The 25,397-nt window shown below is 66.4% G+C and carries 22 protein-coding genes and 3 pseudogenes; 11 read left to right on the plus strand and 14 right to left on the minus strand.

Annotation, left to right across the window (positions count from 1 at the left end):
• Positions 1-549 precede the first annotated feature (549 nt).
• Entirely contained in the window at positions 550-1,248 is a 699-nt protein-coding gene (locus BG90_RS30995) for a lysozyme inhibitor LprI family protein (protein ID WP_038801898.1), read from the plus strand.
• 161 nt (positions 1,249-1,409) lie between these two features.
• Here the strand turns inward: BG90_RS30995 and mnmE are convergent, their stop codons facing one another.
• Entirely contained in the window at positions 1,410-2,813 is a 1,404-nt protein-coding gene (gene mnmE, locus BG90_RS07420) for a tRNA uridine-5-carboxymethylaminomethyl(34) synthesis GTPase MnmE (protein ID WP_010113175.1), read from the minus strand.
• A 280-nt stretch (positions 2,814-3,093) separates the two neighbouring features.
• Positions 3,094-3,252 (minus strand): hypothetical protein, encoded by a 159-nt coding sequence (locus tag BG90_RS37245; protein WP_232239052.1) that lies wholly within the window; start codon positions 3,250-3,252, stop codon positions 3,094-3,096.
• Here BG90_RS37245 and BG90_RS07425 point away from each other — a divergent pair.
• Positions 3,205-3,570: a helix-turn-helix domain-containing protein gene (locus BG90_RS07425; protein WP_232239053.1), complete on the plus strand. Its 366-nt coding sequence runs from the start codon at positions 3,205-3,207 to the stop codon at positions 3,568-3,570. The two genes, BG90_RS37245 and BG90_RS07425, sit on opposite strands and share 48 nt — an antisense overlap.
• Positions 3,571-3,722: 152 nt before the next feature.
• Here the strand turns inward: BG90_RS07425 and yidC are convergent, their stop codons facing one another.
• The 4 genes from yidC to rpmH all read right to left on the minus strand — a co-directional run bounded on the left by yidC (position 3,723) and on the right by rpmH (position 6,366).
• Entirely contained in the window at positions 3,723-5,390 is a 1,668-nt protein-coding gene (yidC, locus tag BG90_RS07430; protein WP_045568103.1) for a membrane protein insertase YidC, read from the minus strand.
• 8 nt (positions 5,391-5,398) lie between these two features.
• Positions 5,399-5,668 (minus strand): membrane protein insertion efficiency factor YidD, encoded by a 270-nt coding sequence (gene yidD / locus BG90_RS31000; protein WP_010100663.1) that lies wholly within the window; start codon positions 5,666-5,668, stop codon positions 5,399-5,401.
• Positions 5,669-5,747: 79 nt separating this feature from the next.
• A complete protein-coding gene (gene rnpA / locus BG90_RS07435; protein WP_038800130.1) occupies positions 5,748-6,215 on the minus strand; it encodes a ribonuclease P protein component in 468 nt (155 codons plus the stop codon).
• Positions 6,216-6,231: 16 nt separating this feature from the next.
• Positions 6,232-6,366 carry a 50S ribosomal protein L34 gene (gene rpmH / locus BG90_RS07440; protein WP_004198824.1) on the minus strand — a complete coding sequence of 45 codons (135 nt, stop codon included), beginning with the start codon at positions 6,364-6,366 and terminating at the stop codon, positions 6,232-6,234.
• A gap of 445 nt (positions 6,367-6,811) precedes the next feature.
• Between rpmH and dnaA the strand changes: the two genes are divergently transcribed.
• The 3 genes from dnaA (at position 6,812) to gyrB (ending at position 12,316) form a co-directional block, all read left to right on the plus strand.
• On the plus strand, positions 6,812-8,389 hold the full coding sequence (dnaA, locus tag BG90_RS07445; RefSeq protein ID WP_038802807.1) for a chromosomal replication initiator protein DnaA: 1,578 nt from the start codon (positions 6,812-6,814) through the stop codon (positions 8,387-8,389).
• A 161-nt stretch (positions 8,390-8,550) separates the two neighbouring features.
• Positions 8,551-9,654 carry a DNA polymerase III subunit beta gene (gene dnaN / locus BG90_RS07450; RefSeq protein ID WP_010100649.1) on the plus strand — a complete coding sequence of 368 codons (1,104 nt, stop codon included), beginning with the start codon at positions 8,551-8,553 and terminating at the stop codon, positions 9,652-9,654.
• Between the two features lie 190 nt (positions 9,655-9,844).
• Positions 9,845-12,316, plus strand: a complete 2,472-nt coding sequence (gene gyrB, locus BG90_RS07455) for a DNA topoisomerase (ATP-hydrolyzing) subunit B (protein WP_010100646.1) — start codon at positions 9,845-9,847, stop codon at positions 12,314-12,316.
• A gap of 232 nt (positions 12,317-12,548) precedes the next feature.
• Here gyrB and BG90_RS07460 read toward each other — a convergent pair.
• Positions 12,549-12,936: pseudogene (locus BG90_RS07460) on the minus strand (cytochrome b).
• Positions 12,933-13,055 (minus strand): annotated as a pseudogene (locus tag BG90_RS34845) (catalase); the annotation flags it as partial. The pseudogenes BG90_RS34845 and BG90_RS07460, both read right to left, overlap by 4 nt.
• Between BG90_RS34845 and BG90_RS07465 the strand changes: the two are divergent.
• Positions 13,052-13,510 (plus strand): annotated as a pseudogene (locus BG90_RS07465) (anti-sigma factor); the annotation flags it as partial. The pseudogenes BG90_RS34845 and BG90_RS07465 overlap by 4 nt on opposite strands.
• A 233-nt stretch (positions 13,511-13,743) precedes the next feature.
• Here the strand turns inward: BG90_RS07465 and BG90_RS07470 are convergent.
• Together BG90_RS07470 and BG90_RS07475 are read right to left on the minus strand one after the other, a co-directional pair.
• Positions 13,744-14,091, minus strand: coding sequence for an STY0301 family protein (locus BG90_RS07470; RefSeq protein WP_010113153.1), 348 nt, complete (start codon positions 14,089-14,091; stop codon positions 13,744-13,746).
• Positions 14,078-14,515, minus strand: coding sequence for a BPSL0067 family protein (locus BG90_RS07475; RefSeq protein WP_010113151.1), 438 nt, complete (start codon positions 14,513-14,515; stop codon positions 14,078-14,080). The genes BG90_RS07470 and BG90_RS07475 overlap by 14 nt, the downstream gene beginning before the upstream one ends.
• Before the next feature lie 432 nt (positions 14,516-14,947).
• On the opposite strand from BG90_RS07475, the gene BG90_RS07485 reads away from it, so the two are divergent.
• From BG90_RS07485 to BG90_RS07500, 4 genes are all read left to right on the plus strand, one after another.
• Complete coding sequence (locus BG90_RS07485; RefSeq protein WP_010113049.1) at positions 14,948-15,409, plus strand: hypothetical protein; 462 nt, start codon at positions 14,948-14,950, stop codon at positions 15,407-15,409.
• 194 nt (positions 15,410-15,603) lie between these two features.
• Complete coding sequence (locus BG90_RS07490; protein WP_010113047.1) at positions 15,604-16,137, plus strand: DUF4142 domain-containing protein; 534 nt, start codon at positions 15,604-15,606, stop codon at positions 16,135-16,137.
• A gap of 55 nt (positions 16,138-16,192) precedes the next feature.
• Positions 16,193-16,507: a cupredoxin domain-containing protein gene (locus BG90_RS07495; RefSeq protein ID WP_010113148.1), complete on the plus strand. Its 315-nt coding sequence runs from the start codon at positions 16,193-16,195 to the stop codon at positions 16,505-16,507.
• A 43-nt stretch (positions 16,508-16,550) separates the two neighbouring features.
• Positions 16,551-17,246, plus strand: a complete 696-nt coding sequence (locus BG90_RS07500) for an RNA polymerase sigma factor (RefSeq protein WP_045568104.1) — start codon at positions 16,551-16,553, stop codon at positions 17,244-17,246.
• A 338-nt stretch (positions 17,247-17,584) separates the two neighbouring features.
• On the opposite strand, the gene BG90_RS07505 is transcribed toward BG90_RS07500, so the two are convergent.
• From BG90_RS07505 to BG90_RS07520, 4 genes are all read right to left on the minus strand, one after another.
• Positions 17,585-18,718 (minus strand): CaiB/BaiF CoA transferase family protein, encoded by a 1,134-nt coding sequence (locus BG90_RS07505; RefSeq protein WP_010113143.1) that lies wholly within the window; start codon positions 18,716-18,718, stop codon positions 17,585-17,587.
• 214 nt (positions 18,719-18,932) lie between these two features.
• Positions 18,933-21,056 (minus strand): 3-hydroxyacyl-CoA dehydrogenase NAD-binding domain-containing protein, encoded by a 2,124-nt coding sequence (locus BG90_RS07510; protein ID WP_010113141.1) that lies wholly within the window; start codon positions 21,054-21,056, stop codon positions 18,933-18,935.
• 12 nt (positions 21,057-21,068) lie between these two features.
• The gene (locus BG90_RS07515; protein WP_010113033.1) at positions 21,069-22,274 is read right to left on the minus strand and encodes an acetyl-CoA C-acetyltransferase; all 1,206 of its coding nucleotides are present in this window, start codon (positions 22,272-22,274) and stop codon (positions 21,069-21,071) included.
• 397 nt (positions 22,275-22,671) lie between these two features.
• Complete coding sequence (locus tag BG90_RS07520) at positions 22,672-23,808, minus strand: acyl-CoA dehydrogenase family protein (RefSeq protein WP_010113031.1); 1,137 nt, start codon at positions 23,806-23,808, stop codon at positions 22,672-22,674.
• Between the two features lie 110 nt (positions 23,809-23,918).
• Between BG90_RS07520 and BG90_RS07525 the strand changes: the two genes are divergently transcribed.
• Entirely contained in the window at positions 23,919-25,007 is a 1,089-nt protein-coding gene (locus BG90_RS07525; RefSeq protein ID WP_010113138.1) for a GlxA family transcriptional regulator, read from the plus strand.
• The last annotated feature ends 390 nt before the right edge of the window (positions 25,008-25,397 follow it).

The raw sequence follows: 25,397 nt of genomic DNA on the forward strand, positions 1-25,397 counted from the left end.
TATGGTCTCGGTGAGCGAAGGATACGCAGCGAATCAGTGTCCGTCTTTTATCCTTTTGCAACCAGCCGTAACTTCTGCATCTTGTGTTTCAAAACGGCCGGGAGAGGCTTGACAGTATGAGGAGAAGGCGGGAGTTAGGGGAAACTCCATGATGGTTTGGCGGTGTTTGAAGAAGTCGAATCGGCCGGCGACGAATGTGAAAGATTGTTAACTATTGAGTGAGTTTCATTTCGGTTGACCGCGCCTCCAATGCACATTTTCCTCACCCTCGATGCTATGCGCAGCACTAGAATCAAAAAGCAATTGCGCTGTCGGCAGTACGAGAACTAGCACATGCGACGGGTGTGAACGATAAGGATCTTGGTGCTGCCGTGCCTATTGGTGGCGACGCTTGGCGCTTGCAATAGCTTCACAGCAAACAGGAAGCGTCCATTGCCTCGGCGAGCCCGCAGCAGCCAGCGTCTGCGAGCAGTTCCAACAACGCCTCCCCACCGCCCCCCTGCGCCCGTTGCCGCGCCCGAACCTCCTCCGCCCTCTCATCAATACGCGATGGAACAAGACGGTACATATGGCTACGAGCCGGCCTTAAGTGAGGATGACGTGCGAAGCGGAAAAGCAGCGAAGCCCCTCGTCATGATGCGTTATGTCAGTCTTCGGGATGGAACGTACGTATTGCTGATGCTTGATCCGGACAACGAAAATGATGCGACGCGCGTGACATGCCAAGCACCGTGCAATTTTGCGAAAGTGCAGATCATGTCCGGCACGATGGTGCTAAAGACCGAGACGATTCGTGTCGCGCCGAATTCGCTGATAGGCGCAATGCTGGAAGACGCCTTATCGGACCAATTAAGACCGTATGGCCAGACTGCACCAATGCCTCGGCCAGTTGCCGTTCCATCCATCAATAACCCGGCAACGACCTCGATTCAGTCGACACCACAAGACTCGACGACGGAATCAATTCCACAGCAAACAAGTTTCGATTGCTCGAAGGCCAGATCAATTCCTGAATATCTGATCTGCCATGACCCTGAACTCGCGGCGTCCGATCGCGAGCTCGCGATCATCTATCAGCAAGCAAAAGAAGCGGTTTCCGACAAAGCCGCATTCGCCGATCGCACGCGCAAGCAATGGAATTACCGTCAGAAGAATTGCCGTGACAAGCGCTGTCTTGTTTCGTGGTACGCCCACCAAAAAGAGGTCTTGACCAAGATCGCTCAGACGGGTGACGTGAGCGCGCAGTGAGAGAATCGGCATCGCCTGCGTCAGGTCAGCCCAAGAACGGACATGCGGGACCGCTGGGCCCAATCTGCCGCTCTATATGCCGCAGCCGGAATCGACTCCGGACAAGGCTGCCGGCGATCCGATCCTGCGTCGGTGTTGCCGCGCAATCGTCGGTCGACCGGCTACTTCCCAATACAAAACCGACTAAAGATCACTCCCAACAAATCATCAGAAGTAAATTCCCCGGTAATCGAATTGAGCTGCTCCTGCGCGAGCCGCAGTTCCTCGGCGAAGAGATCCAGCGCCTGCGCATTCTGATCCGCATGCTCGGCCGCCCGCGCAAGATGCGCCTGCGCCGCGCGCAGCGCGATCAGATGCCGCTCGCGCGCGAGGTACACGCTTTCCGCGCCCGCCTGCCACCCGGCGATCCGCAGCAGCTCGCCGCGCAGCAGATCGATCCCGTCGCCGCGCTTCGCCGACAGCCGCACTTCGCACACCTCCGCGCCGCCCTCTCCGCCGCCCCCACGCGCCACCGACGCCGGCACGTCCGTCAGATCCGTCTTGTTCAGCACGCGCACGACCGGCACCCCGGCCGGAAAACGCGCGGCAATCGCCTGGTCGTCGGCGCCGAGCCTGCTGCGCGCATCGAGCAGATGCAGCACGACGTCCGCCCGCTCGATTTCGCCCCACGTGCGCGCGATGCCGATCTTCTCGACCTCGTCCTCCGTCTCGCGCAGCCCCGCCGTGTCGATGATGTGCAGCGGAATGCCCTCGACCTGGATCGTCTGCGCGACCTTGTCGCGCGTCGTGCCGGCGATCGGCGTCACGATCGCGAGCTCCGCGCCCGCAAGCGCGTTCAATAGCGACGACTTGCCGACGTTCGGCTGCCCCGCGAGCACCACCGACAGCCCCTCGCGCAGCAGCGCCCCCTGCCGCGCGTCGCCGAGCACGTGCGCGAGCCGCTCGCGGATGTGCGCGAGCTTGCCGCGCGCATCCGCCGCCTCCAGAAAGTCGATCTCCTCTTCCGGAAAGTCGAGCGTCGCCTCAACGAGCATCCGCAGCGCGATCACGTCGTCGACGAGCGCGTGGATGTCGCGCGAGAACGCGCCGTCGAGCGACCGGCCGGCCGAGCGAGCGGCGGCCTCGGTGCTCGCCTCGATCAGATCGGCGACGGCCTCGGCCTGCGCGAGGTCGAGCTTGTCGTTCAAGAACGCGCGGCGCGTGAATTCGCCCGGCTCGGCGAGCCGCAAGCCGTACGCGCGCCCGGCGTCGAGGCAGCGCTGCAGCACGAGTTGCAGCACGATCGGGCCGCCATGGCCTTGCAGCTCGAGCACGTGCTCGCCGGTGTACGAGTGCGGCGCCGGGAAATAGAGCGCGATGCCGCGATCGAGCGGCTCGCCGGCGCCGTCGAGAAACGGCACGTAGCTCGCATGGCGCGGCGCAAGCCGCGTGCCGCACAGCGCGTCGCTCAGCGCGAGCGCCGCCGCTTCCGCGGCGCGTCCGAGCGAAATGCGCACGACGCCGATTCCACCCCGGCCGGACGCGGTGGCAATGGCGACGATCGGATCGGAATCAGTGGCAAGCATGGCGATAAATCTGAAATAAATGAAATGGAAATCCAAAAAACCGGAGATATCTTTGAATGCCGAATTGTAGCCCGGCTGCGCAATAGTATTGCGCAGACCACGTTCCAACCCGCCATTTTCCGCAATTTTCCGTTTATCTTAGTTGCGCTAATCAATTCGTACGACAAATATCCGGCAAGGCATCGACGAATCGACCTCGACCGCCAATCAGCAAGCATGAGCGCACTCGCATCCGGTCGCAACCTCTGGCATCCACCAGTTAAACGATCACTCAGTTGGGCTAAACATAACCCGACTGGTTGTCTTCCTGGCAGCAGTCGAACTGCACAATCTGGCCATGCCGACACTCGAAGAAAAAGCGGCGTTCACCGAACGTCTCAAATTCGCCTTGTTGCGCAGCCCAGAAAAAGTGACCGGCGCGACGGAACTCGCTTTGCATTTCAATTTGCGTCATCACGGCGAGCATCCGGTTTCTCCGCAAACTGCGCACAAATGGCTGACGGGCCGCACGATCCCGACACCTGACAAGCTTCGCACGCTTGCCGAGTGGCTGCGGGTCGACCTGCATTGGCTGCACTACGGTCCGCCGCCGAGCGCGGCGCGCACGACGCCGCAGCCGCTGCCGCGCGACGAAAAATATCCGCCGACGCAGGAGACGATCGAGCTCGCGTCGAAGATCGAGGCGCTGTCGCCGCATCACCGCTATCTGGTGCAGGAACTGATCGAACAGTTCTACGGCGATACCTCGAAGCGCTGATCGCGCGCCGCCGGCCTCAATGAAAAAGCCGCCTGACCAACCAGGCGGCTTTTTCGCATCCTCGGTCGAAGCGATGCACGACAATACGACCGCTCGGCGCGGCTCGAAAAAAAGGGGCGAACTGCGTCGCCCCGTTTTCAGACAGCCGAGCGTCAGCTCGTCTTTTTCTTCGCCGCGGCGCCGCCGAGCGTACGCGTGATGTAGTACTGCTGCGCGATCGACAGCACGTTGTTCACCACGTAGTACAGCACGAGGCCGGCAGGGAAGAAGAAGAACATCACCGAGAACGCGATCGGCATGAACATCATCATCTTCGCCTGGACCGGATCCGGCGGGGTCGGATTGAGCTTCGTCTGCACGAACATCGAGACAGCCATCAGCACCGGCAGGATGAAGTACGGATCGCGCTGCGACAGGTCGTGAATCCACAGAACCCACGGCGCGCCGCGCATTTCCACCGATGCGAGCAGCACCCAGTACAGCGAGATGAACACCGGGATCTGGATCACCACCGGCAGGCAGCCGCCGAACGGATTCACCTTCTCGGTCTTGTAGAGCTCCATCAGCGCCGCGTTCATCTTCTGCGGATCGCTCTTGAAGCGCTCGCGCAGCGCCTGCATCCGCGGCGTGATTTCCTTCATCCGCGCCATCGACTTGTAGCTCGCCGCCGACAGCGGGAAGAACACCGCCTTGATCAGCAGCGTGAGCAGGACGATCGCCCAGCCCCAGTTGCCGACGAAGCCGTGGATCTTCTCGAGCAGCCAGAACAGCGGCTTCGCGATGATCGTCACCCAGCCGTAGTCCTTCACGAGCTCGAGGCCCGGCGCAATGCCTTCGAGCATCCGCTCTTCTTCCGGACCGGCGAAGAGGCGCGCGGACACGTCGGCCGACTGGCCCGGCGCGATCGCCGCGACCGGCTGCTTGACGCCGACGCGGTAAAGCGTCGGATCGATCTTCTCGACGTAGATGTCGCGCTTCGCGCCTTGCTGCGGAATCCACGCGGACGCGAAGTAGTGCTGAACCATCGCGATCCAGCCGTTGTCGGCGGACGTGACGTAATCGGCCTTGTTCTTGTCGACGTCGCTGAAGTTGATCTTCTGGAAGTGCTTCTGGTCGGTGTAGACCGCCGGCCCGAGGAACGTGTGCGAGAAGAGCGGCGTCTCGACGGGCGTGTTGTCGCGCACGAGCTCCATGTAGACGGTCGGCGTCACGGGCGCCGTGCCGACGTTGTCGATCTTCGTGTCGACGCCGATCACGTAGCTGCCGCGCGTGAACGTGTACGTCTTCACGACCTTCACGCCGCCCTTCACAGGCGATTCGAACGACAGCTTCAGCGTGTTCTGGTCGCCCGACAGCGACGTCGGACCCGCGACCTGCGCATAGACGTCGTTGTGGTTCGGGAAGTCGCCGCCGAGGAGGCCCGTGCGCGCGAGGTACGTGTGGTTCGCGGCGTGGTCGAACAGCGTGACGAACAGGTCGGGCTGCTTGCCGTCGCCCTCTTTCTTCAGCGTCAGCTTCGCGAGCGTGCCGCCGCGCGTGTCGATCTCGCCGTCGTAGACGTCGGTCGAGAAGCGCACGAGCTGCGCCTGCGCCGCGGGCGCGGTCGTCGCGGGGGCTGCGCCCGTCGCGGCCGCCGGCAGCGCGTTCGCCGCCGCCGCGCTTGCGCCCGACGCGCCGTTAGCCGCGTTCGACGCGGTGTTCGTCTGCGTGACGTTCGGGAAGAACATCGACGGGCGTCCGTGGGACCGCTGCCAGTTGTCGAACAGCATGACCGCTGACATGAAGAAGATCACCCATAGGACGGTGCGTTTGATATCCATGCGTTGTCTCAGAGTCGATGGGACGACGCCTCAGCTTTGTGAGAAGCGTTGCGTGCGTCGGAGTTGGGCGGCGGGACGAGGTCGATGCCGCCCGCGGAGAACGGATGGCATCGGCACAGGCGCCTGGCGGCAAGGTAAGTGCCGCGCGCGGCGCCATGATACTGGATTGCCTCGCGCGCGTAATCCGAACAGGAGGGATAAAAACGGCAACGGCTGCCGAGCAGCGGGCTCACGGCAACCTTGTAGAAGCGCAGCAACGCGATCAAAACCGTTTGCATAGCAGTGGCGGCGCCGGTGCGCCGCGTTCGAGCCAATCGGGCAGACGGCTGGCCGCCGTCTGCGACGGGCGTCGGCGCGTCACTCGGACGCGGGCTTCGCCCCGTTGCGACGGGCGATCTCCCGGGCTGCCCGGTCGAGCAGCTCGCGAATCTCGCCCGCGCACAGCGCCGCGAGCGGCGCGGATGCCGCGCTCGGCATCGCCTTCTTGTCGAAGCGCGCATGCAGGCGCAGCAGGATGTCCCAGCCGGCGAACTCGGCGCGACGCGTGCGAAACGCTTCGCGGGCGAGCCGCTTGACCAGATTCCGCGTCACCGCACGCGGAGCGTACTTCTTGCCGATGACGAGCCCAAGACGCGCATCACGCCCCGTCGGCTTGCCGTAGACCACGAAGTGCGCGGTGCGCCGCCACGGGCGCAAACGAAAAACGGATGAAAATTCATCCGTTTTCAGAAGTCGCGCAGCTTTGGGGAAGGCGGCGGACGCTTGCAACGGAATCGAACCCGGGACAGCGGCTGCCTCGCCCGCATCGCTGCGGACGGCGGACATGGCGCGCGGCCCGCCCTTAGATGGCGAGACGCTTGCGGCCCTTCGCGCGGCGGGCGTTGATGACCTTGCGGCCGCCGGCCGTCTTCATGCGCACGCGGAAGCCATGGGTGCGCTTGCGGCGCGTCACGGAAGGTTGGTAGGTACGTTTCATGTCGCTCTCACTTGTTCGAGAATATCGGGAATCAGGGACCGCGTGCCCTCTCTTTCGAGGCAACCGGGCGAACGCAATCGCCGAAAATAACAGGATTGGTTTTCGCGGAACCCGCTATTTAAACCGTTTTTCTCTTGGCGGTCAATACGTTAGAGGCATGCCGGGGCCGCATCGGCGGTGCCGATCCCCGGCTCCGCGCCCTGTGGCGATCGCTCCCCACCGACGATTCGGCCCTGTGGATAACTCCCGCGCGCACCGCGTTTGGCGGTAGAATCTCGCCTTATCTCCAAGAATCCCGCACGCCGCCTCGGCCCGCGCTCGCGCTCAAACCCTTGTCGCGCAAGCGTCCGAGGCACGTCCGCACGGCCGCACCGGGCCTTGTTGCGCATCCGCGACAAGGGCGGCCGCGTGCCGTACGTGCAACCGAAACAACGACAGCTCTTCGATGAACGATTTCTGGCAACACTGTTCCGCGCTATTGGAGCGTGAATTAACGCCCCAGCAGTACGTGACGTGGATCAAACCCTTGGCCCCGGTCGCTTTCGATGCCGCTGCGAACACGCTGTCGATCGCCGCCCCGAACCGCTTCAAGCTCGACTGGGTCAAGAGCCAGTTCTCGGGCCGGATCTCCGATCTGGCCCGCGATTTCTGGAACGCGCCGATCGAAGTGCAATTCGTGCTCGATCCGAAGGCAGGCCAGCGCGCCGCCGCAGGCGCGGCGCCGCTCGCGCCACGCGCGCCGCTGCCGTCCGCGGGCCCCGCATCCGCCGCGCCCGCCACCGCGACGGCGGGCGCCGCCGACGCCCGCGCCACGGCCGCCCCCGCCATCAATGCGGCAGTCGCCGCGGCGCAGGCCGCGCAGGCGAACGCCGCCGCGCTGAACGCCGACGACGCCGCCGACCTCGACTTGCCGAGCCTCACCGCGCACGAAGCGGCGGCCGGCCGCCGCACGTGGCGCCCGGGCGCGGCGAACGCGAACGGCGAAACCGATTCGATGTACGAGCGCTCGAAGCTCAATCCCGTGCTCACCTTCGACAACTTCGTGACCGGCAAGGCGAACCAGCTCGCGCGCGCGGCGGCGATCCAGGTCGCCGACAACCCGGGCATCTCGTACAACCCGCTGTTCCTGTACGGCGGCGTCGGCCTCGGCAAGACCCACCTGATCCACGCGATCGGCAACCAGCTCCTGCTCGACAAGGCGGGCGCGCGCATCCGCTACATCCACGCGGAGCAGTACGTGTCGGACGTCGTGAAGGCGTACCAGCGCAAGGCGTTCGACGACTTCAAGCGCTACTATCATTCGCTCGACCTGCTCCTCATCGACGACATCCAGTTCTTCTCGGGCAAGTCGCGCACGCAGGAAGAGTTCTTCTACGCATTCGAGGCCCTCGTCGCGAACAAGGCGCAGGTGATCATCACGAGCGACACGTATCCGAAGGAGATCTCCGGCATCGACGATCGCCTGATCTCGCGCTTCGATTCAGGCTTGACCGTCGCGATCGAGCCGCCCGAGCTCGAGATGCGCGTCGCGATCCTGATGCGCAAGGCGCAGTCGGAAGGCGTGAGCCTGTCGGAAGACGTCGCGTTCTTCGTCGCGAAGCATCTGCGCTCGAACGTGCGCGAGCTCGAGGGCGCGCTGCGCAAGATCCTCGCGTACTCGAAGTTCCACGGCCGCGAGATCACGATCGAGCTGACGAAGGAGGCGCTGAAGGATCTGCTCACCGTGCAGAACCGGCAGATCTCGGTCGAGAACATCCAGAAGACGGTCGCCGACTTCTACAACATCAAGGTCGCCGACATGTACTCGAAGAAGCGCCCCGCGAACATCGCGCGGCCGCGGCAGATCGCGATGTACCTCGCGAAGGAGCTCACGCAGAAGAGCCTGCCCGAAATCGGCGAGCTGTTCGGCGGCCGCGACCACACGACCGTGCTGCATGCGGTGCGCAAGATCGCCGACGAGCGGGGCAAGGACGCGCAGCTCAACCACGAGCTGCACGTGCTCGAGCAGACGCTCAAGGGCTGATGCAAGCGAGCGCTTGAGAATGGCGGAAGCGCCCCAATTTAAAAGGGGCGGTTCGGTTTTGAGGCACAATACTGGTTTGACCGCCTCGCCGGCGGCGGGCCGACGGCCCCCCGGCGTGGCGCTGCGAGGCTTGCAGGCCGTTATTTGAACGAAGGAACTCTATGCAACTGGTCAAGACCGAACGAGACACCCTCCTTAGGCCGCTGCAAACCGTGAGCGGTATCGTCGAACGCCGCCACACGTTGCCGATCCTCGCCAATCTGTTGATCACGAAGAACGGCCCGGACGTGTCGTTCCTGTCGACCGACCTCGAGCTCCAGATCACGACGCGCGCCGACTTCGGCGTCGGCGGCGACCAGGTCGCGACGACCGTCGCGGCCCGCAAGCTGCTCGACATCCTGCGCGCAATGCCGGACGGCCAGGTCACGCTGACGCTCGCCGACAAGCGCCTGACGGTCCAATCCGGCAAGAGCCGCTTCGCGCTGCAAACGCTCGCGGCCGACGAGTTCCCGACCGTCGCGCAGGCGAAGGATTTCGGCGCGAGCCTCTCCGTCCCGCAGAAAGCGTTCCGCCAGCTGCTCGGCATGGTGTACTTCGCGATGGCGCAGCAGGACATCCGCTACTACCTGAACGGGATGCTGCTCGTCGTCGACGGCGACAGCCTGATGGCCGTCGCGACCGACGGCCACCGCCTCGCGTTCTCGTCGATGAAGATCGAGGGCGCGTTCCCGCGCCAGGAAGTGATCGTCCCGCGCAAGACGATTCTCGAGCTGCAGCGCCTGCTCGAGGACATCGACGACACGGTCAAGATCGACATCGCGCAGACCCAGGCAAAGTTCACGTTCGGTCAGGTCGAGCTGGTGTCGAAGCTCGTCGAGGGCAAGTTCCCCGACTTCCAGCGCGTCATCCCGAAGGCGCACAAGAACTCGTTCGAAATCGGCCGCGAAGAGCTGCAGCGCTCGCTGCAGCGCGCAGCGATCCTCACGTCCGACAAGTTCAAGGGCGTGCGCTGCATCATCGCGCCCGGCCAGCTGAAGATCATGTCGACCAACGCCGACCAGGAAGAGGCGCAGGAAGAACTGGAAATCGCCTACCAGGGCGACACCGTCGACATCGGCTTCAACGTCACGTATCTGCTCGACGTGCTCGCGAACCTGAAGGTCGACACCGTTCAGGTGAGCCTCGGCGACGCCAGCTCGAGCGCCCTCATCACCGTGCCCGAGAACGACGAATTCAAGTACGTGGTGATGCCGATGCGCATCTGACGCGCCCGACTCGCCGGACACACCAAGGGGCGCCACGCCCCTTTGGCGTTTTTATGGCGATTCGGACGCTCGAGCGCCGGCGCGCGACGCCGGGCCCCGGAAGGGGCGAGAAAACCCGAGGCGGCCCGGGTTTTCTCGGCAGAAGCACCCCGCCGCCAACTGAGCAGCCCAGCAGAACCGGAAGAAACCCATGACTGAACAGCACAATTCGCAGCCCGAAAACAGCTACGGCGCGTCGTCGATCCAGATCCTCGAGGGCCTGGAAGCGGTGCGCAAGCGTCCCGGGATGTACATCGGCGACACGTCGGACGGCACCGGTCTGCATCACCTCGTGTTCGAGGTGCTCGACAACTCGATCGACGAAGCGCTCGCCGGCTACTGCAACGACATCCACGTGACCATTCACGCGGACAACTCGATCTCCGTGACCGACAACGGCCGCGGCATCCCGACCGACGTCAAGCTCAACGACAAGCACGAGCCGAAGCGCAGCGCCGCCGAAATCGTGATGACCGAGCTGCACGCGGGCGGCAAGTTCGACCAGAACAGCTACAAGGTGTCGGGCGGCCTGCACGGCGTCGGCGTGTCGTGCGTGAATGCGCTGTCGAGCTGGCTGCGCCTCACCGTGCGCCGCGACGGCAAGAAGCACTTCATGGAGTTCCATCGCGGCATCGCGCAGAACCGCGCAATCGAAACGCGCGACGGCATCGACGTGTCGCCGATGCAGGTGGTCGGCGACACCGAGAACCGCGGCACCGAAGTGCACTTCATGGCCGATCCGACGATCTTCGGCACCGTCGAATACCACTACGACATCCTCGCGAAGCGCATCCGCGAGCTGTCGTTCCTGAACAACGGCGTGCGCATCCGCCTCACCGACCTGCGCTCGGGCAAGGAAGACGATTTCGCGTTCGTCGGCGGCGTGAAGGGCTTCGTCGAGTACATCAACAAGACGAAGACCGTGCTGCACCCGACGATCTTCCACATCAACGGCGAGAAGGACGGCGTCGGCGTCGAAGTGGCGATGCAGTGGAACGACAGCTACAACGAAAACGTGCTGTGCTTCACGAACAACATTCCGCAGCGCGACGGCGGCACGCACTTGACGGGCCTGCGCGCGGCGATGACGCGCGTGATCAACAAGTACATCATCGACAACGAGATCGCGAAGAAGGCGAAGATCGAAACCTCCGGCGACGACATGCGCGAAGGCCTGTCGTGCGTGCTGTCGGTGAAGGTGCCCGAGCCGAAGTTCAGCTCGCAGACGAAGGACAAGCTGGTGTCGTCGGAAGTGCGCGCGCCGGTCGAAGAAGTGGTCGCGAAGGCGCTCGAGGAGTTCCTGCTCGAAACGCCGGGCGACGCGAAGATCATCTGCGGCAAGATCGTCGAAGCGGCGCGCGCGCGCGACGCCGCGCGCAAGGCGCGCGAGATGACGCGCCGCAAGGGCGTGCTCGACGGCGTCGGCCTGCCAGGCAAGCTCGCGGACTGCCAGGAGAAGGATCCGGCGAAGTCGGAAATCTACATCGTCGAGGGCGACTCGGCGGGCGGCTCGGCGAAGCAGGGCCGCGACCGCAAGTTCCAGGCGATCCTGCCGCTGCGCGGCAAGGTGCTGAACGTCGAGAAGGCGCGCTACGACAAGCTGCTGTCGTCGGAGCAGATCGTCACGCTCGTGACCGCGCTCGGCTGCGGGATCGGCAAGGACGACTACAACCTCGACAAGCTCCGCTACCACCGGATCATCATCATGACCGACGCGGACGTCGACGGCGCGCACATCCGCACGCTCCTGCTCACGTTCTTCTACCGGCAGATGCCGGAGATGATCGAGCGCGGCTACGTGTACATCGCGCAGCCGCCGCTCTACAAGGTGAAGGCGGGCCGCGACGAGCGCTATCTGAAGGACGACACCGAGCTGGACGCGCACATGCTGCGCCTCGCGCTGCAGGGTTCGGAGCTCGTGCCGACCGAGAACGGCACGCCGATCTCGGGCGACGCGCTCGGCGAGCTCGCGCGCTCGTATCTGCTCGCGCAGGGCGTCGTCAAGCGGCTGAGCCGCCTGTACGATCCGGCCGCGCTCGAAGCGATCATGGACGGCGTGGCGATCGACCTGTCGAACGAGGCGTCGACGGAGGCGTCGGCGAAGGCCCTGGCCGCGGCGCTCAGCGATGACGCGACGAAGACGGAAGTGCGCGTCGTGCCGACCTACGATCCGGTGCGCGAGGTGCGGTCGCTGCGCATCGAGCGCACGCATCACGGCAACGTGCGCGTGTCGGTCCTCGACGAGGAGTTCCAGCTCACGGCCGATTATCAGCAGCTCGTGAATACCGCGCATACGTTCAAGGGGCTGATCGGCGCAGGCGCGATGATCAAGCGTGGGGAGCGCAGCTCGAACGTGTCCGACTTCAAGAACGCGATGAAGTGGCTGATGACCGATGCCGAGCGGAATATGTCGAAGCAACGGTATAAGGGTCTCGGCGAAATGAATCCCGAGCAGCTGTGGGAGACGACGATGGATCCGGCGGTGCGGCGGTTGCTGCGCGTGCAGATCGAGGATGCGATTGCGGCGGACGGGATCTTTACCACGCTCATGGGGGATGAGGTCGAGCCGCGTAGGGCGTTTATCGAGAATAATGCGTTGCGGGCGGGGAATATTGATGTTTGAGGTTGTTGTCGTCGAGTAACCGAGAAAGCGAAGTTTGCAGCGGGTGCTTGAAGAATCACTGACACAAATAAAGCAAAAAGGCTCCGAATGGAGCCTTTTTGCTTATTCGGTTCAGCTAGATCTGGTTCTCGGATTTCGTGGTCACTCAAGCTGCGTGTGCGAAAACAAAGGCCCATCGGCGATTTTCAAGACTGAAGACCGCCCGCGAAGCCCGGAACGGCAACCACCGCATTCACCTCCCCACCATCGCCCTCAACACCCCATCCCGCCGAATCAACCCGTGATAAAGCGCGGCGGCGAAGTGCACCAAAAACGTCACGAAGAACAGATAAGCCAACCACCGATGCGCATGCCGCAGCCAAGCGAACCAAACCGGATCGGCGGGCGCGATCGACGGCAATTGCACGCCGCCGCCCAACGTCACCGGATACCCGCCCGCGGACAGCATCGCCCATCAACAGCACCGCCATCCCGAGCGGCTTATGAATCGCGATCAACACCGCATGCCGCTCCGACACCGACGCGACCATCCCCGCGCCGATAAAAAACATTGAAACGATCATCGCCGCCATCACCCAATGCAGCAGCCGCGCAAGCGGGCTGAACGCAGTCTTCATCATCGTTTCTCCGAAAGCGGACGCGCAGCGCCGGGAATCCCGGCTTCCTCACTCGTGCGGCGCAGATACGAATCCGCATACGCGGCCGAGCGCGCGGCTAGCAGCGGATCGCCCGACGGGCGGCTGGCTGGCGCACGGCTTGAACAGTTCCCCCGCCGCGCCGATGAGCGACGCCGTGGCGGCGTACAAGCTGATGGTCGTCGATCGCAGCGCGCGCGTCGACGTCGTGCAGAAGCAGCCGGGCGAGCTGCAGGCGTGGCTCGCGCGCGAGGTCGGCGCATCGGTCCGGCTGCCGGATCTGAGCGGCGCGGGCTTTGCGCCCGTCGGCGGCCGGCTGTTCGCGACCGAGCGCGGCACCGCGGCGATGGTGCTGTACGAGGATGCGGCCGGGCGCACGCTGAGCTTCTACGTGCGGCCGCCCGAGTCGGCAAATCGTCTGCTCGCGGCCGGCAAGCGCGCCGACGGCGAGCTGCTCGCGCGCTACGGATCGGTGCGCGGCTTCAACTATGCGGTGGTGGGACAGGCGGACAGCGTCGGCGAAGCGGCCGTCACGCATGCGCTCGACGAGCAGATCTGACGAACGGTGCGCGGCGAACGAGCGGGGTTCCGTTCGAGCCCGAACACGAATGCGGCGCGCGTGTTCGTCACCGCGTTGTCGGCCGGCGGGCGAATCCAATCGGCGCGTCGGACGGAAAGGAGGGAATCGCGCGCGCCATGAAGGCCGCTTGCGAAGCAGCTTCATCGGCGCGGCGCGCATCGAACGCAAAAAAGCCTCGAGCGCGCCGCCCGCCGCCGCGCATCACGCGACGATCATTTGCACATCAGCTTCAACGTCTTCCGCCCGTCGATCCGGTAATCGCAGCGATTCACCCGGTCGGCGAGCTTGACGTCCGTCGTCCGGCCGTCCGCGTATTTGCAGCGGACCGTCACGTAACGGCCGGCGTCGTACACGTACCCGAGTTGCCAGTTGCCTGTGCGCTCGCCGCCCTCGTCGGGAACCAGCGTCGCCATCTCGCTCGGCGCGCCGTCGAACACGTCGACGTAGCGCAGCGGGCTTTCCGCCCGCACCGGGCACACTTCCGCCGTCGTGCCGGATGCGCTCGCGCAGCCGTAGAACGACATCGCCAGCAACACGCCGGCCGCTTTACTCCACGACATGGAAATTGTCCCCATTGTTCGACCGGCCGTGCGCGCCCCAGCGCAGCAGCCGTTGCTTGACCGGTTGCGGGCTGGGCGGCGTCACGAACTGGTCGTAGACCAGGATGCCCGCCGCCGACTGGCTCACGTAAATCGCCGCGTGGCCCTCGTAGTTGCCCGCGGCGTTGAACGTCGCGATCACGGTCCCCGGCACGATCGACGTGCCGCCCTTGACTTGCGCTCCCTTGCGCCATTGCACGGTCATGGGCAGCGCCGGGCATACGCGCTTCACGTACGACACGCACTGGCCGCACAGGTCGCGGCCCGACGTGTTGCGACCCGACGGCGCGGTATCGAATGGCCCGAGGTTGGACGTCGGCGCGCACGTCCATTTGCCGACGGGTGCGTTCGGGTTGTTCAGGTAGTGGGTCGACACATAAGGCATGGTTTCCTCGGAGTGGAATGGAATTCGAATTATTACGACCAGCCAAGCGAACCGGATTGTCGGGCAGATGCCGAAAACGATCAACTGCCGCGACAATTGGACAAACTTCTTGCATCGCTGTGCCATTCGCACCGCGCGTCGGTCGATCATGACGGCGCGCATCGCGTGAGGCCGACGGCGCGGCACGTCGGCCTCGAGACCGCGGAATCGACGCGATCCGGCTCGTCCGCCGGCACGTGGCCGAGCTCACCCAACGCGCTTGTCCGCATCGTGGAATAGACCGGCGCGCCGATTCGTTTACCTGTCGAGCGTCCCTTTGCGCGGAGCGACGCTTCGCGAAATGCGCTCGCAAACATCGATAACGACAGGCAGGACGACGCCGGCCGACACGCCGCGCGTCGGCATTCCGGGGTGTCCATTCAGAGCCCTATCATGAACAAGCTGATCCGTTGCGGAGCCGCGCTGATTTGCGCAGGTTTATCCGTATCCGCATGCGCGCAAACCTATGACGGCTCGACCGCGCCGTTCGACACGTCCGACTGCCGAGCGATCACCGGGCAAGCGGAAATCGACGGCACGATGCAGCAGGTCGTCGGACGCGCGTGCCTGCAAAGCGACGGAACATGGCAGCTCGTCCAGAACGAGGACGGCAGCGTGATGTGGTATCCCGTCGCCGCGTACCCGTATCCCGATCCGTGGTACTGGAGCACGCCGTTCTTCGTCGTCGGCGGCACGTCATTCGTCTTCGTCGACCGCTTCCACCACTTCCACCGGTTCCATCATTTTCATCCGATGACGCCAAGCCACATCGGTCCGCCGATGGGCGGCGGCTTTCATCATGGGATATCGCACGGCGGCGGCATGAGCCGATCCGGCGGAATGCTGCGGCACTAGCGCGCCAAACGAACGAAACGACGCGTGCGCAATCTCCCGCCGTGGGCATCGCCCGGCGGGGCGCAACGATCGCGTTTCCCGCGCCGGAACGTGACGAAAGCACGTGACATCCATGTCCTCACGGCGCGCGGAAGCAATCGTCGCATCCGGTTTTGTTTCTGCGCGCCGCCTGTCCGTCATTTGGGAGAACTCGTATGAAGATCATCACGAGACGATGGCTCGCCGCGCTGGCGCTCGCGAGCGGCGCCGTCTGGGCGCAGGGCGCGGGGCCGACCGATCCGCAGATCGCCGCGATCGTCGCGACGGCCAATCAGGTCGACATCGATGCCGGCAAGCTCGCCGAATCGCGATCCATGTCGAAAGACGTGAAGGCGTTCGCGCAACGCATGGTCGCCGATCACGGCAGCGTCAATCAGGCCGCCGCCGATCTGCTGCACAAACTGAACGTCGCGCCGGAAGACAACGCGACGAGCCGCAGCCTCAAGCAAGGCGGCGACGAGAACCTCGCGAATCTGAAGAAGCTGCACGGCGCGGCGTTCGACAGCGCGTACATCGCCCACGAAGTGGCCTACCATGAAACGGTACTGGACGCGCTCGACAAGACGCTGATCCCGAACGCGAAGAACGACGAGCTGAAGGCGCTGCTCGTCAAGGCGCGGCCGGTGTTCGTCGCGCATCTGGATCATGCGAAGCACTTGCAGGCGTCGCTGGGAAAGAGCGGTGGCTGAGTGTCTGCGTGCCGGATCGGCACATCCGCGCCGCAGCGCGCCCACGAGCGGATTCGTGCTCGCATGCGCGCTGCTGGCGGGCGCGGGTTTCGCGGCGACGGCAAGCGTCGCCGCAGCGGCCGGCACGCACGTCGTCGTCATCGAGGGCATGCGCTTCATTCCGCAGACGTTGACCGTGCATCGCGGAGACCGCGTCGAATGGGTGAACCGGGATCTCGTTCCGCATACCGCGAGCGCGACGTCGGACGCGTTCGATTCGGGCAGCATCGCGCCGGGCGCGCGATGGCGCTACGTCGCCAGCAAGCGCGGCGATTATCCGTATCAGTGCCAGCTTCATCCGACGATGCGGGCCACGCTGATCGTCCGGTGAGGCGGCGTCCGGCGACGCGGCTCGATAACACGAGGCGTTCACGATGACGAAATCCGCCATGGCGTTCGCGCCAAACGATGCGGACGACGAACGATCGCTCGCTCGCCGCATCGCCGCAGGCGAACGGTCCGCATTCGAGCTTCTGATGCGCCGCTACAACCGGTGCCTCTTTCGCGTCGCGCGCGCGACGCTGCGCTCCAACGCGGATGCGGAAGATGCGCTGCAGGAAGCTTATTTGTCGGCGTACCGCTCGATCGGCCAGTTTCGCGGCGACGCCACGCTCCTCACGTGGCTCTCGCGGCTCGTGCTCAACGAATGCTTCGTGCGTCTGCGCCGGCAGGCGCGCCGCCAACGCGTCGCCCCGATAGTCGATATGAATGCCGAATCCGAAATCGACGCGATGAGCACGCACGATCCCGATCCGTCGTATCAGGCCGCGGCGCGCGCCGAGCTGCGCGGCATGCTCGAACAGAAGCTCGAGCGGCTGCCGTACGCGTTTCGGATCGTGTTCGTGCTGCGTTCGGTCGAAGAGCTGAGCGTCGACGAAACCGCGAGCTGCCTCGGCATTCCCGAGGCGACGGTGCGCAGCCGTCATTTCCGCGCGAAGCGCCTGCTGCGCGAAGCGCTCGCCCGCGAAGTCGATCTCGCCGAGCGCGACGTGTTCGAATTCGGCGGCGGCGATTGCGATCGTCTCGTCGCGGCGGCCATGCGACGGCTGACGAGCGAATCCGGACGATAGCGTCGGTTGCCGGCTGACGCGACTCGATGCCGGCGAAACCGCACGGGACAGCGACGATCGATCGCGCGCCGTGCGAAAGAACATGCCGGCGCGCGTCCCCCACATCGGACTGCGGCGCACGGCGCTCGCTGCGTCGCAGGTTTCCTTTCCGACGGTCTCGCGACCGTTACGCAACCGTCGCCCCGAGCACGCCGCGGCGTCCGGGCCAACCGCGCGCTGCCGCCGACGCGCGGCGCGCCATCCCCCCGTTCATCGACACGCCGCCGCACGGCGACGAGCAGCGCAAGCGCCAACTTGGTCCGATGATTCGCCGATCCGGCGATACGATACGCGCCCGTCTACGCCTTCGCGACGAGCGCCGCGATCTCGTCTTGCCCGAATCCCGCTTCGCGCAGAATCGCGGCGCTATCCCCGCCGCGCCGCGGCACCGCGCCGGGCTGCGCATTCGGCGAACCGGAAAACCGCGGCGCAGGCGCCGCCTGCAGCACGCCGTCGCGCTCCGCGTAGACGCCGCGCGCCGCGAGGTGCGGATGCGACTTCGCTTCGACCGGACTCAGCACCGGCGCGAAGCACACGTCGGTGCCTTCCATCAGCGCGATCCAATGCGCGCGCGGCCGGCTCGCGAACACCGCCGCGAGCCGCTCGCGCAGCCGCGGCCAGCGGCTCGCGTCGTATTGATTCCGGAACTCGTCGTCGCCGGCCAGATCGAGCTTGTCCAGAAGCAGCGCGTAGAACTGCGGCTCGAGCGCGCCGACGCTGACATAGCCGCCGCACGCGCAGCGATAGCTGCCGTACCAGTGCGGACCGTCGAGCAAGCCCTTGCCGCGCTCCATCGGCTGGAAACCCGCCGCATGGATCGACAGCAGCAGGTTCATCAGATTCGCGCTGCCGTCGACGATCGCCGCGTCGACGACCTGCCCCCTCCCGCGCGAGCGCGCATCCAGGATGCCCGCGAGCACGCCCATCGCGAGATACAGCGCGCCGCCGCCGAGATCGCCGACGAGCGTCGGCGGCGCCAGCGGCGCGTCGCCCGGCTGCCCCGCGTACCACAGCGCGCCGGACAGGCCGATGTAGTTGATGTCGTGTCCCGCCGCATCGGCGAGCGGCCCGTCCTGGCCCCAGCCCGTCATCCGTCCGTACACGAGCTTCGGATTGCGCCCGACGCATGCGTCGGGCCCGAGGCCGAGCCGCTCCATCACGCCGGGGCGCATGCCTTCGATCAGCGCGTCGGCGGTCTCGACGAGCCGCAGCACCGCATCGACCGCCGCCGGCTGCTTGAGATCGAGCGCGAGCGAGCGCTTGCCGCGATTGAAGATCGCGCGACGGCCGAGATCGAGCGGATCGCCGTCGCGGCCGGCCGTTCGCTCGACGAGGATCACGTCGGCGCCCATGTCGGCGAGCAGCATTCCGCAGAACGGCGCCGGGCCCAGTCCAGCGATTTCGACGATTCGGATTCCGTGCAAAGGGCCCATGCCCGCTCCCGTGAGGTTCGATATTTTCGGCGCGATACGGCGTCGCATCGCGATGCGACGCCGCGCCGGCCGCGGTTCGGCAACGCGACGCGTGCGACACGACGCGACACGACACGATGCGACGCAACCTCACCCGTCACGCAGTACGCCGCACGCGACGCGATTCCGCGCGCGGCGTGACGCCCGGCGCGCCACGCGCCCCCAAACGCCCGGCTCAGTAGAAGGTTCGCCGCTCGGCGGCCATCTCGCGCAGCAGCGCCGGCACGGCGAAGCGCGCGCCGTGCTGCGCCGCGAGACGATCGCACGTCGCGACGAACGCGTCCATCCCGACGCCGTGAATGTGCGAGATCGGCCCGCCGCGAAACGCCGGGAAGCCCCAGCCGAGAATCGCGCCGACGTCCGCGTCGCGGGCCGTCGTCAGCACGCGCTCCGCGAGGCAGCGCACGGTCTCGACCGCCTGCACCGTCACCAGCCGGTCGATCAGCGTCTTCACGTCCGGCTGCTCGGCCGCGACCGGGAACTCGTCCGTGAGCCCCGGCCACAGCGCCTTCCTGCCGCCATTCGCAGGATAGTCGTAATAGCCTTGCCCCGCTTTCCGGCCGAGCCGCCCGAGCTCGACCATCCGCGCGGCCACGTCCTCGCCGGGCCGCGCGACGTACGCGTCGCCGAGATCGGCGCGCGTCTGCTTCGTGATCTTGTGGATCAGCTCGCTCGACACCTCGTCGGTCAACGCGAGCGGCCCGACCGGCATCCCGGCGAGCAGCCCGGCGTTCTCGATCAGCGCGGGCGCGACGCCCTCGGCGAGCATCGCAAGCCCCTCGAGCACGTACGTCGAGAACACGCGGCTCGTGTAGAAGCCGCGCGAGTCGTTGACGACGATCGGCGTCATGCCGACCGTCTTCACGTAGTCGAGCGCGCGCGCGAGCGTCTCGTCGCTCGTGTCGCGGCCGACGATCACTTCGACGAGCGGCATCTTGTCGACGGGCGAGAAGAAATGCAGGCCGATGAAGTTCGCCGGCCGTGCGCTCGCCTGCGCCAACCCCGTGATCGGCAGCGTCGACGTGTTCGACGCGAAGAGCGCGTCCGGCGCGAGCACCGCTTCGCTCTTGCGCGTGACGTCGGCCTTGATCGCGCGATCCTCGAACACCGCTTCGATCACGAGCTCCGCGCCGTCGAGGCGCGCGAAGTCGGTCGTCGGCGTGATCTTCGCGACGAGCGCGTCGGCCTTCTCCTGCGTGAGCCGGCCGCGCTGAACCTGCTTGTCGACGAGCTTGCGCGAATAGTCCTTGCCGCGCGCGGCCGCTTCGTCGCTCGTGTCGATCAGCACGACGTCGAGCCCCGCCTTCGCGCTCACGTACGCGATGCCCGCGCCCATCATCCCCGCGCCGAGCACGCCGATCTTCCGGTAGCGCTGCGTCGGCACGCCGGCCGGCCGCGCGGCGAGCTTGTTCGCCTCGTTCATCCCGAAGAACAGCGTGCGGATCATCGCCTTCGCTTCCGGCGACAGCACCGCCTTCACGAAGTAGCGCGCTTCCGTCTTCAGGCCCGTGTCGAGGTCCGTCAGCAGACCTTCGTACACGCACGACAGGATGCTCGCGACGGCTGGATAGTTGCCGTACGTCTTCTGCCGCGCGAGCGCGTTCGCCGCCATGAACACCTGCTGGACGGCCGGGTGCGTCACCGCGCCGCCCGGAATCTTGAAGCCCTTCGCATCCCACGGCTGCGTCGCGGTGCGGCGGCTCGCGTCGAGCAGCCACGCGCGCGCGGCGGCGATCTCTTCGCCCGCCGGCACGACCGCGTGCACGATGCCCGCCTTCAGCGCGTCGGCCGCCTTCAGCCGCTTGCCTTCGAGCAAGAGCGGCAGCGACGCCTGAATGCCGATCAGGCGCGGCAGGCGCTGCGTGCCGCCGCCGCCCGGCAACAGGCCGAGCGTCACTTCGGGCAGCCCGAAGCGCGCCTTCGGGTTGTCGGCCGCGACGCGATAATGGCCCGCGAGCGCGATCTCCAATCCGCCGCCGAGCGCCGAGCCCGGCATCGCGATCGCGACCGGCTTGCCGCCCGTTTCGAGCGCGCGCAGCGCGCGATGCAATTCGCACGTGCGGTCGAAGAGCGTCGCGGCGTCGCGGCTCGCCTGCAGCCATTCGAGATCGCCGCCCGCGATGAAGTCGGGCTTCGCCGACGTGACGAGAATCCCCTTCACCGCCGCATCCTGAAGCGCGCGCGCCGCCGCCGCGAAGAACGCCTCGCAGCTTGCGCCGTTCAGCACGTTCTGGCTGCGCTCCGGCAGGTTCCAGGTGAGGGTCGCGATGCCGTCGTCATCGAGCGTGTAATCGATCATGGTGGTCCCCCGTCAAATCCGTTCGATGATGGTCGCCGTGCCCATGCCGGCGCCGACGCACAGCGTCGCGAGGCCCGTGCCCGCGCCGCGCCGCTCGAGCTCGTCGAGCAGCGTGCCGAGAATCATCGCGCCCGTCGCGCCGAGCGGATGGCCCATCGCGATCGCGCCGCCGTTCACGTTGATCCGGTCGTGCGAAATCGACATCACGTCGATGAAGCGCAGCACGACCGACGCGAACGCCTCGTTCAGCTCGTAGAGATCGATGTCGGCCGCGCGCATGCCGGCGCGCTTCAACGCCTTCTCGGCCGCGTAGCTCGGTCCCGTCAGCATGATCGACGGCTCCGAGCCGATGCTCGCGAACGAGCGGATCCGCGCGCGCGGCGTGAGGCCCGCGCGCTTGCCCGCTTCCAGCGTGCCGATCAGCACGGCCGCCGCGCCGTCGACGATCCCCGAGCTGTTGCCCGCGTGATGCACGTGCTCGATCCGCTCGAGCTCCGGATAGCGCTGGCGGATCACCGCGTCGAAGCCGTACAGCTCGCCCAGCTCGGCGAACGACGGCTTGAGCGTCGCGAGCGTATCGAGCGTCGTCTGCGGGCGGATCGTCTCGTCGCGATCGAGGATCGTGAGGCCGTTCGCGTCGCGCACCGGCACGATCGAGCGCGCGAAGCGGCCGTCCTGCGTCGCCGCGTGCGCGCGCCGGTGGCTCTCGACCGCGTACGCGTCGACGTCGGTGCGGCTGTAGCCCCACTTCGTCGCGATCGTGTCGGCCGACACGCCCTGCGGCACGAAGTAGCTCGGAATCGCGATCGCCGGATCGACCGGCCAGGCGCCGCCGCTCGAGCCCATCGGCACGCGCGACATGCTTTCGACGCCGCCGCCGATCGCCATGTCCGACTGGCCGGACATCACCTGCGCGGCGGCCATGTTGCACGCTTCGAGGCCCGATGCGCAGAAGCGGTTGATCTGCACGCCCGCGGCCGTCTCCGCGTAGCCGGCCGCGAGCACCGCGACGCGGCCGATGCACGCGCCCTGCTCGCCGACGGGCTCGACGCAGCCGAGCACGACGTCGTCGACGAGACGCGTGTCGAGGCCGTTGCGGTCGCGGATCGCGCGCAGCGCGGTTTCGGCAAGCCGCAGCGGCGTGACGCCGTGCAGGCTGCCGTCCTTCTTGCCTTTGCCGCGCGGCGTGCGCACGGCGTCGAAGATGTAGGCTTCCATGGATCGTTCCTTGGGTCGATGGGGACAGCCGGCTGGGACGGCGGTCGAGTCGGCCGGATCGCACTGCCGGCCGGGGCGTTCTTGTCGGGTGTTGCTCGCCGGGTGTTGCTCGCCGGCGCTTTTCCGTCGGGACGTTCAGCCGGGCGGCCGACCAGCGGCCCCGTCGGCGAACCCATCGGCAGCCCCGTCGGCAAACCAACCATGGACTGATCGGGGCCGGTTCGCGCGCCGCGCGAAAGGCCGGCTGAACGGCCGCCCGTCGCAGCGCAGCGCCGAACCGGCGTCGACCGCCCGCCCGACACGCTCACGTCGAGCGGCATGACGACGCGCCGATCGCCGATCGCACCATGACGCGCGGCTGCGCCGGGCCGCGAGCCGACGCGTCACGGCCGCGCCGTCACAGCGTGCGCGCGATCAGCTCCTTCATGATTTCGTTCGTGCCGCCGTAGATCTGCTGCACGCGGGAATCGGCCCACGCGCGCGCGATCGGGTACTCCCACATGTAGCCGTAGCCGCCGTGCAGCTGCACGCAGCGGTCGATCACCTTGAACTGCAGCTCGGTCGTCCAGTACTTCGCCATCGACGCGGTCGCCGCGTCGAGCTTGCCCGCGAGCTGCAGCTCGATGCACTTGTCGACGAACACGCGGCCGACCTGGATCTCGCTCTTCAGCTCGGCGAGCGCGTGCCGGCTCGTCTGGAAATCGATCACCGCCTTGCCGAACGCGCGGCGGTCGCGCGTGTAGTCGAGCGTCCACGAAAGCGCCGCCTCGGCCGACGCGATCGCGCTGATCGCGATCTGCAGCCGCTCCCACGGCAGCTCCTGCATCAGGTAGACGAAGCCGCGGTTCTCTTCGCCGAGCAGGTTCCCGGCGGGCACGCGCACGCCGTCGAAGAACAGCTCGGACGTGTCCTGCGCCTTCATGCCGACCTTCTTCAGCCGCTTGCCCTTGCTGAAGCCCGCCATCTCCGTATCGACGACGAACAGGCTCGTGCCCTTCGAGCCGCCTTCGGGCGTCGTGCGCGCGACGACGATCACGACATCCGCATGCCAGCCGTTCGTGATGAAGATCTTCGAGCCGTTGAGCACGTAGTGGTCGCCGTCGCGCACGGCGGCGGTCCGCACGCCTTGCAGGTCGGAGCCCGCGCCCGGCTCGGTCATCGCGATCGCGCCGATCATCTCGGCGCTCGCGAGCTTCGGCAGGTAGTGTTCCTTGAGCGCGTCGCTGCCGTAATGGAGGATGTACGGCGCGACGATCTCCGAATGCAGCCCGAAGCCGAGCCCCGACGCGCCCGCGCGCGCGATCTCCTCGAACAGCACGACGCTGTAGCGGATGTCCGCGCCCGCGCCGCCGTACGCCTCGGGCATGCTCGCGCAGTGGTAGCCGGCCTCGCCGGCCTTGCGCCACACGTCGCGATCCACGTAGCCCTGGTCTTCCCAGCGCTCGTGGTGCGGCATCACTTCGGATTCGATGAAACGGCGGACAGACTCGCGGAACTGCTCGTGCTCTTCGTCGAAGATGGTGCGGGGAATCATGGCGTCTCCAGTGAGTGATCGCATGGCGGCCGGCGTCGGCGACCTGCTGTTTGCGGTATTTGAGCAAGTCCGGGACAATCTGCGTTGATCCGAAACGCCATTTTCTTGATATGAAAAAGCAGCCACGCGGCGCCGGCCGGCCGGGCGTCGCGATCCTTCTGCCGCCGCGGCTCCTCGGCGGCTACGTGTTCCTCACGCAGGAAATGCTGCTGCTCGCCGGCACGATGAAGGCGCGCAGCCTCGACGTCGTGAACAGCCGGCTGTTCGACATCGCGATCCTGTCGCACGACGGCCGGCCGGTGCAGACGATCGGCGCAATCGACGTGCCGGCGACGGCCGCGCTTCGCGACGCCGATGCGCACGAAGTCGTGATCGTCCCCGCGCAGTTCATGCCCGACGAGCAGATCGACGCGATCGAGCGCGTCTTCATCGACTGGCTGCGCCGGCGCTACGCGGCCGGCGCGCTGGTCGTCGGGCTCAACGCGGCGCCGCTTCTCGCGAAGGCCGGGCTTCTCGACGGCCGCGGCGCGACCGGGCTGCCGAGCGAGCGCACGCTGTTCGCGCGGCATTTTCCGGCGGTGCGCTACACGCCGTCGAAGCCGCTCGTCGTCGACGGGCGGCTCATCACGGTGAGCGGGATCAATCCGGCCGTCGACGCGTGCGCATACGTGATCGACTACTGCTTCGGCGCGGGCGTGTCGCAGCGGCTGCTCAAGGTCGCGCTCACGCAGGCTCTGCCGTCGTACGAGCACATGGCCGTGTGGGCCGCGCAATACAAGCGGCACGGCGACGGGCCGGTGCTCGCGATCCAGGACATCGTCGAGCGCGCGCTTGCGCAGCCGCCGACGCTCGCCGAGCTCGCCGCGCGCGCGGCGATGAGCGAGCGCACGCTGTCGCGCCGCTTCGCCGCCGCCACGGGGCTGACGCTGCGGCGCTACGTCGCCGTGCTGCGCGTCGAGCTCGCCGCGTTCCTGCTGCGCACGAGCCGGATGACGCTCGATCACATCGCCGACGAATGCGGCTTCGCGAGCGCGAGCGCGTTGAGCCATGCGTTTCTCGCGGGACAAGGATGCAGCCCGATTCAGTATCGGAATCGGCATTGGCCGGATGCGAGGCCGGATGTCCGGCGGGACGCGGCGGATGGAGATACCGCGAGCGGTGGGAGGACGGGTTCGGGGGGCGGAGCGGATTTCGTTTGACGCCGGCGGACGGCGGGCGGACGGCGGGCGGGCGGCGTTGGGCTGCGGGCGGCGGGCGGCGGGCGGCGGGCAGGCGGCGGATGGTGAGTGACGGGTGGCGGATGGCGGGCGACGCCGCTCTCACCGTCGTCCTCCGGTCACCTCACCGTTCGCAGCAGCCGCGCGGCGCGCGAACCCTTCGTCACGATGCCCGTCCCACACCGCATCATGGGCGCTCTGCCCCGCCCCATAAGGCTGACGCCGTTTCCTCCCGAGTTCCTGGAACGCTCGCGGCCATCAGCCCGATCGCCTTCATCACCCGCCATCCGCCGCTCGATCGGGTTGAAATATTACAAAAAAAGAAATATAAATAGATTCTATGTAATCACCTTTCGTTTTCCGGCCGCGAAA

It is taken from the genome of Burkholderia oklahomensis C6786 (assembly GCF_000959365.1).
GTDB classification, from domain to species: domain Bacteria; phylum Pseudomonadota; class Gammaproteobacteria; order Burkholderiales; family Burkholderiaceae; genus Burkholderia; species Burkholderia oklahomensis.

Bases quoted from the DNA above. Each gene is read 5' to 3' on its own strand.
- BG90_RS07500 (WP_045568104.1), top strand. From the start codon at position 16,551: ATGACGAAATCCGCCATGGCGTTCGCGCCAAACGATGCGGACGACGAA.
- BG90_RS07470 (WP_010113153.1), bottom strand. From the start codon at position 14,091: ATGTCGTGGAGTAAAGCGGCCGGCGTGTTGCTGGCGATGTCGTTCTAC.
- rnpA (WP_038800130.1), bottom strand. From the start codon at position 6,215: ATGTCCGCCGTCCGCAGCGATGCGGGCGAGGCAGCCGCTGTCCCGGGT.
- mnmE (WP_010113175.1), bottom strand. From the start codon at position 2,813: ATGCTTGCCACTGATTCCGATCCGATCGTCGCCATTGCCACCGCGTCC.
- dnaA (WP_038802807.1), top strand. From the start codon at position 6,812: ATGAACGATTTCTGGCAACACTGTTCCGCGCTATTGGAGCGTGAATTA.
- BG90_RS07475 (WP_010113151.1), bottom strand. From the start codon at position 14,515: ATGCCTTATGTGTCGACCCACTACCTGAACAACCCGAACGCACCCGTC.
- gyrB (WP_010100646.1), top strand. From the start codon at position 9,845: ATGACTGAACAGCACAATTCGCAGCCCGAAAACAGCTACGGCGCGTCG.
- BG90_RS07505 (WP_010113143.1), bottom strand. From the start codon at position 18,718: ATGGGCCCTTTGCACGGAATCCGAATCGTCGAAATCGCTGGACTGGGC.
- dnaN (WP_010100649.1), top strand. From the start codon at position 8,551: ATGCAACTGGTCAAGACCGAACGAGACACCCTCCTTAGGCCGCTGCAA.
- BG90_RS07520 (WP_010113031.1), bottom strand. From the start codon at position 23,808: ATGATTCCCCGCACCATCTTCGACGAAGAGCACGAGCAGTTCCGCGAG.
- yidC (WP_045568103.1), bottom strand. From the start codon at position 5,390: ATGGATATCAAACGCACCGTCCTATGGGTGATCTTCTTCATGTCAGCG.
- BG90_RS07510 (WP_010113141.1), bottom strand. From the start codon at position 21,056: ATGATCGATTACACGCTCGATGACGACGGCATCGCGACCCTCACCTGG.
- rpmH (WP_004198824.1), bottom strand. From the start codon at position 6,366: ATGAAACGTACCTACCAACCTTCCGTGACGCGCCGCAAGCGCACCCAT.
- BG90_RS07515 (WP_010113033.1), bottom strand. From the start codon at position 22,274: ATGGAAGCCTACATCTTCGACGCCGTGCGCACGCCGCGCGGCAAAGGC.
- BG90_RS07525 (WP_010113138.1), top strand. From the start codon at position 23,919: ATGAAAAAGCAGCCACGCGGCGCCGGCCGGCCGGGCGTCGCGATCCTT.
- yidD (WP_010100663.1), bottom strand. From the start codon at position 5,668: ATGCAAACGGTTTTGATCGCGTTGCTGCGCTTCTACAAGGTTGCCGTG.
- BG90_RS07490 (WP_010113047.1), top strand. From the start codon at position 15,604: ATGAAGATCATCACGAGACGATGGCTCGCCGCGCTGGCGCTCGCGAGC.
- BG90_RS07485 (WP_010113049.1), top strand. From the start codon at position 14,948: ATGAACAAGCTGATCCGTTGCGGAGCCGCGCTGATTTGCGCAGGTTTA.
- BG90_RS37245 (WP_232239052.1), bottom strand. From the start codon at position 3,252: ATGCAAAGCGAGTTCCGTCGCGCCGGTCACTTTTTCTGGGCTGCGCAA.
- BG90_RS30995 (WP_038801898.1), top strand. From the start codon at position 550: ATGGAACAAGACGGTACATATGGCTACGAGCCGGCCTTAAGTGAGGAT.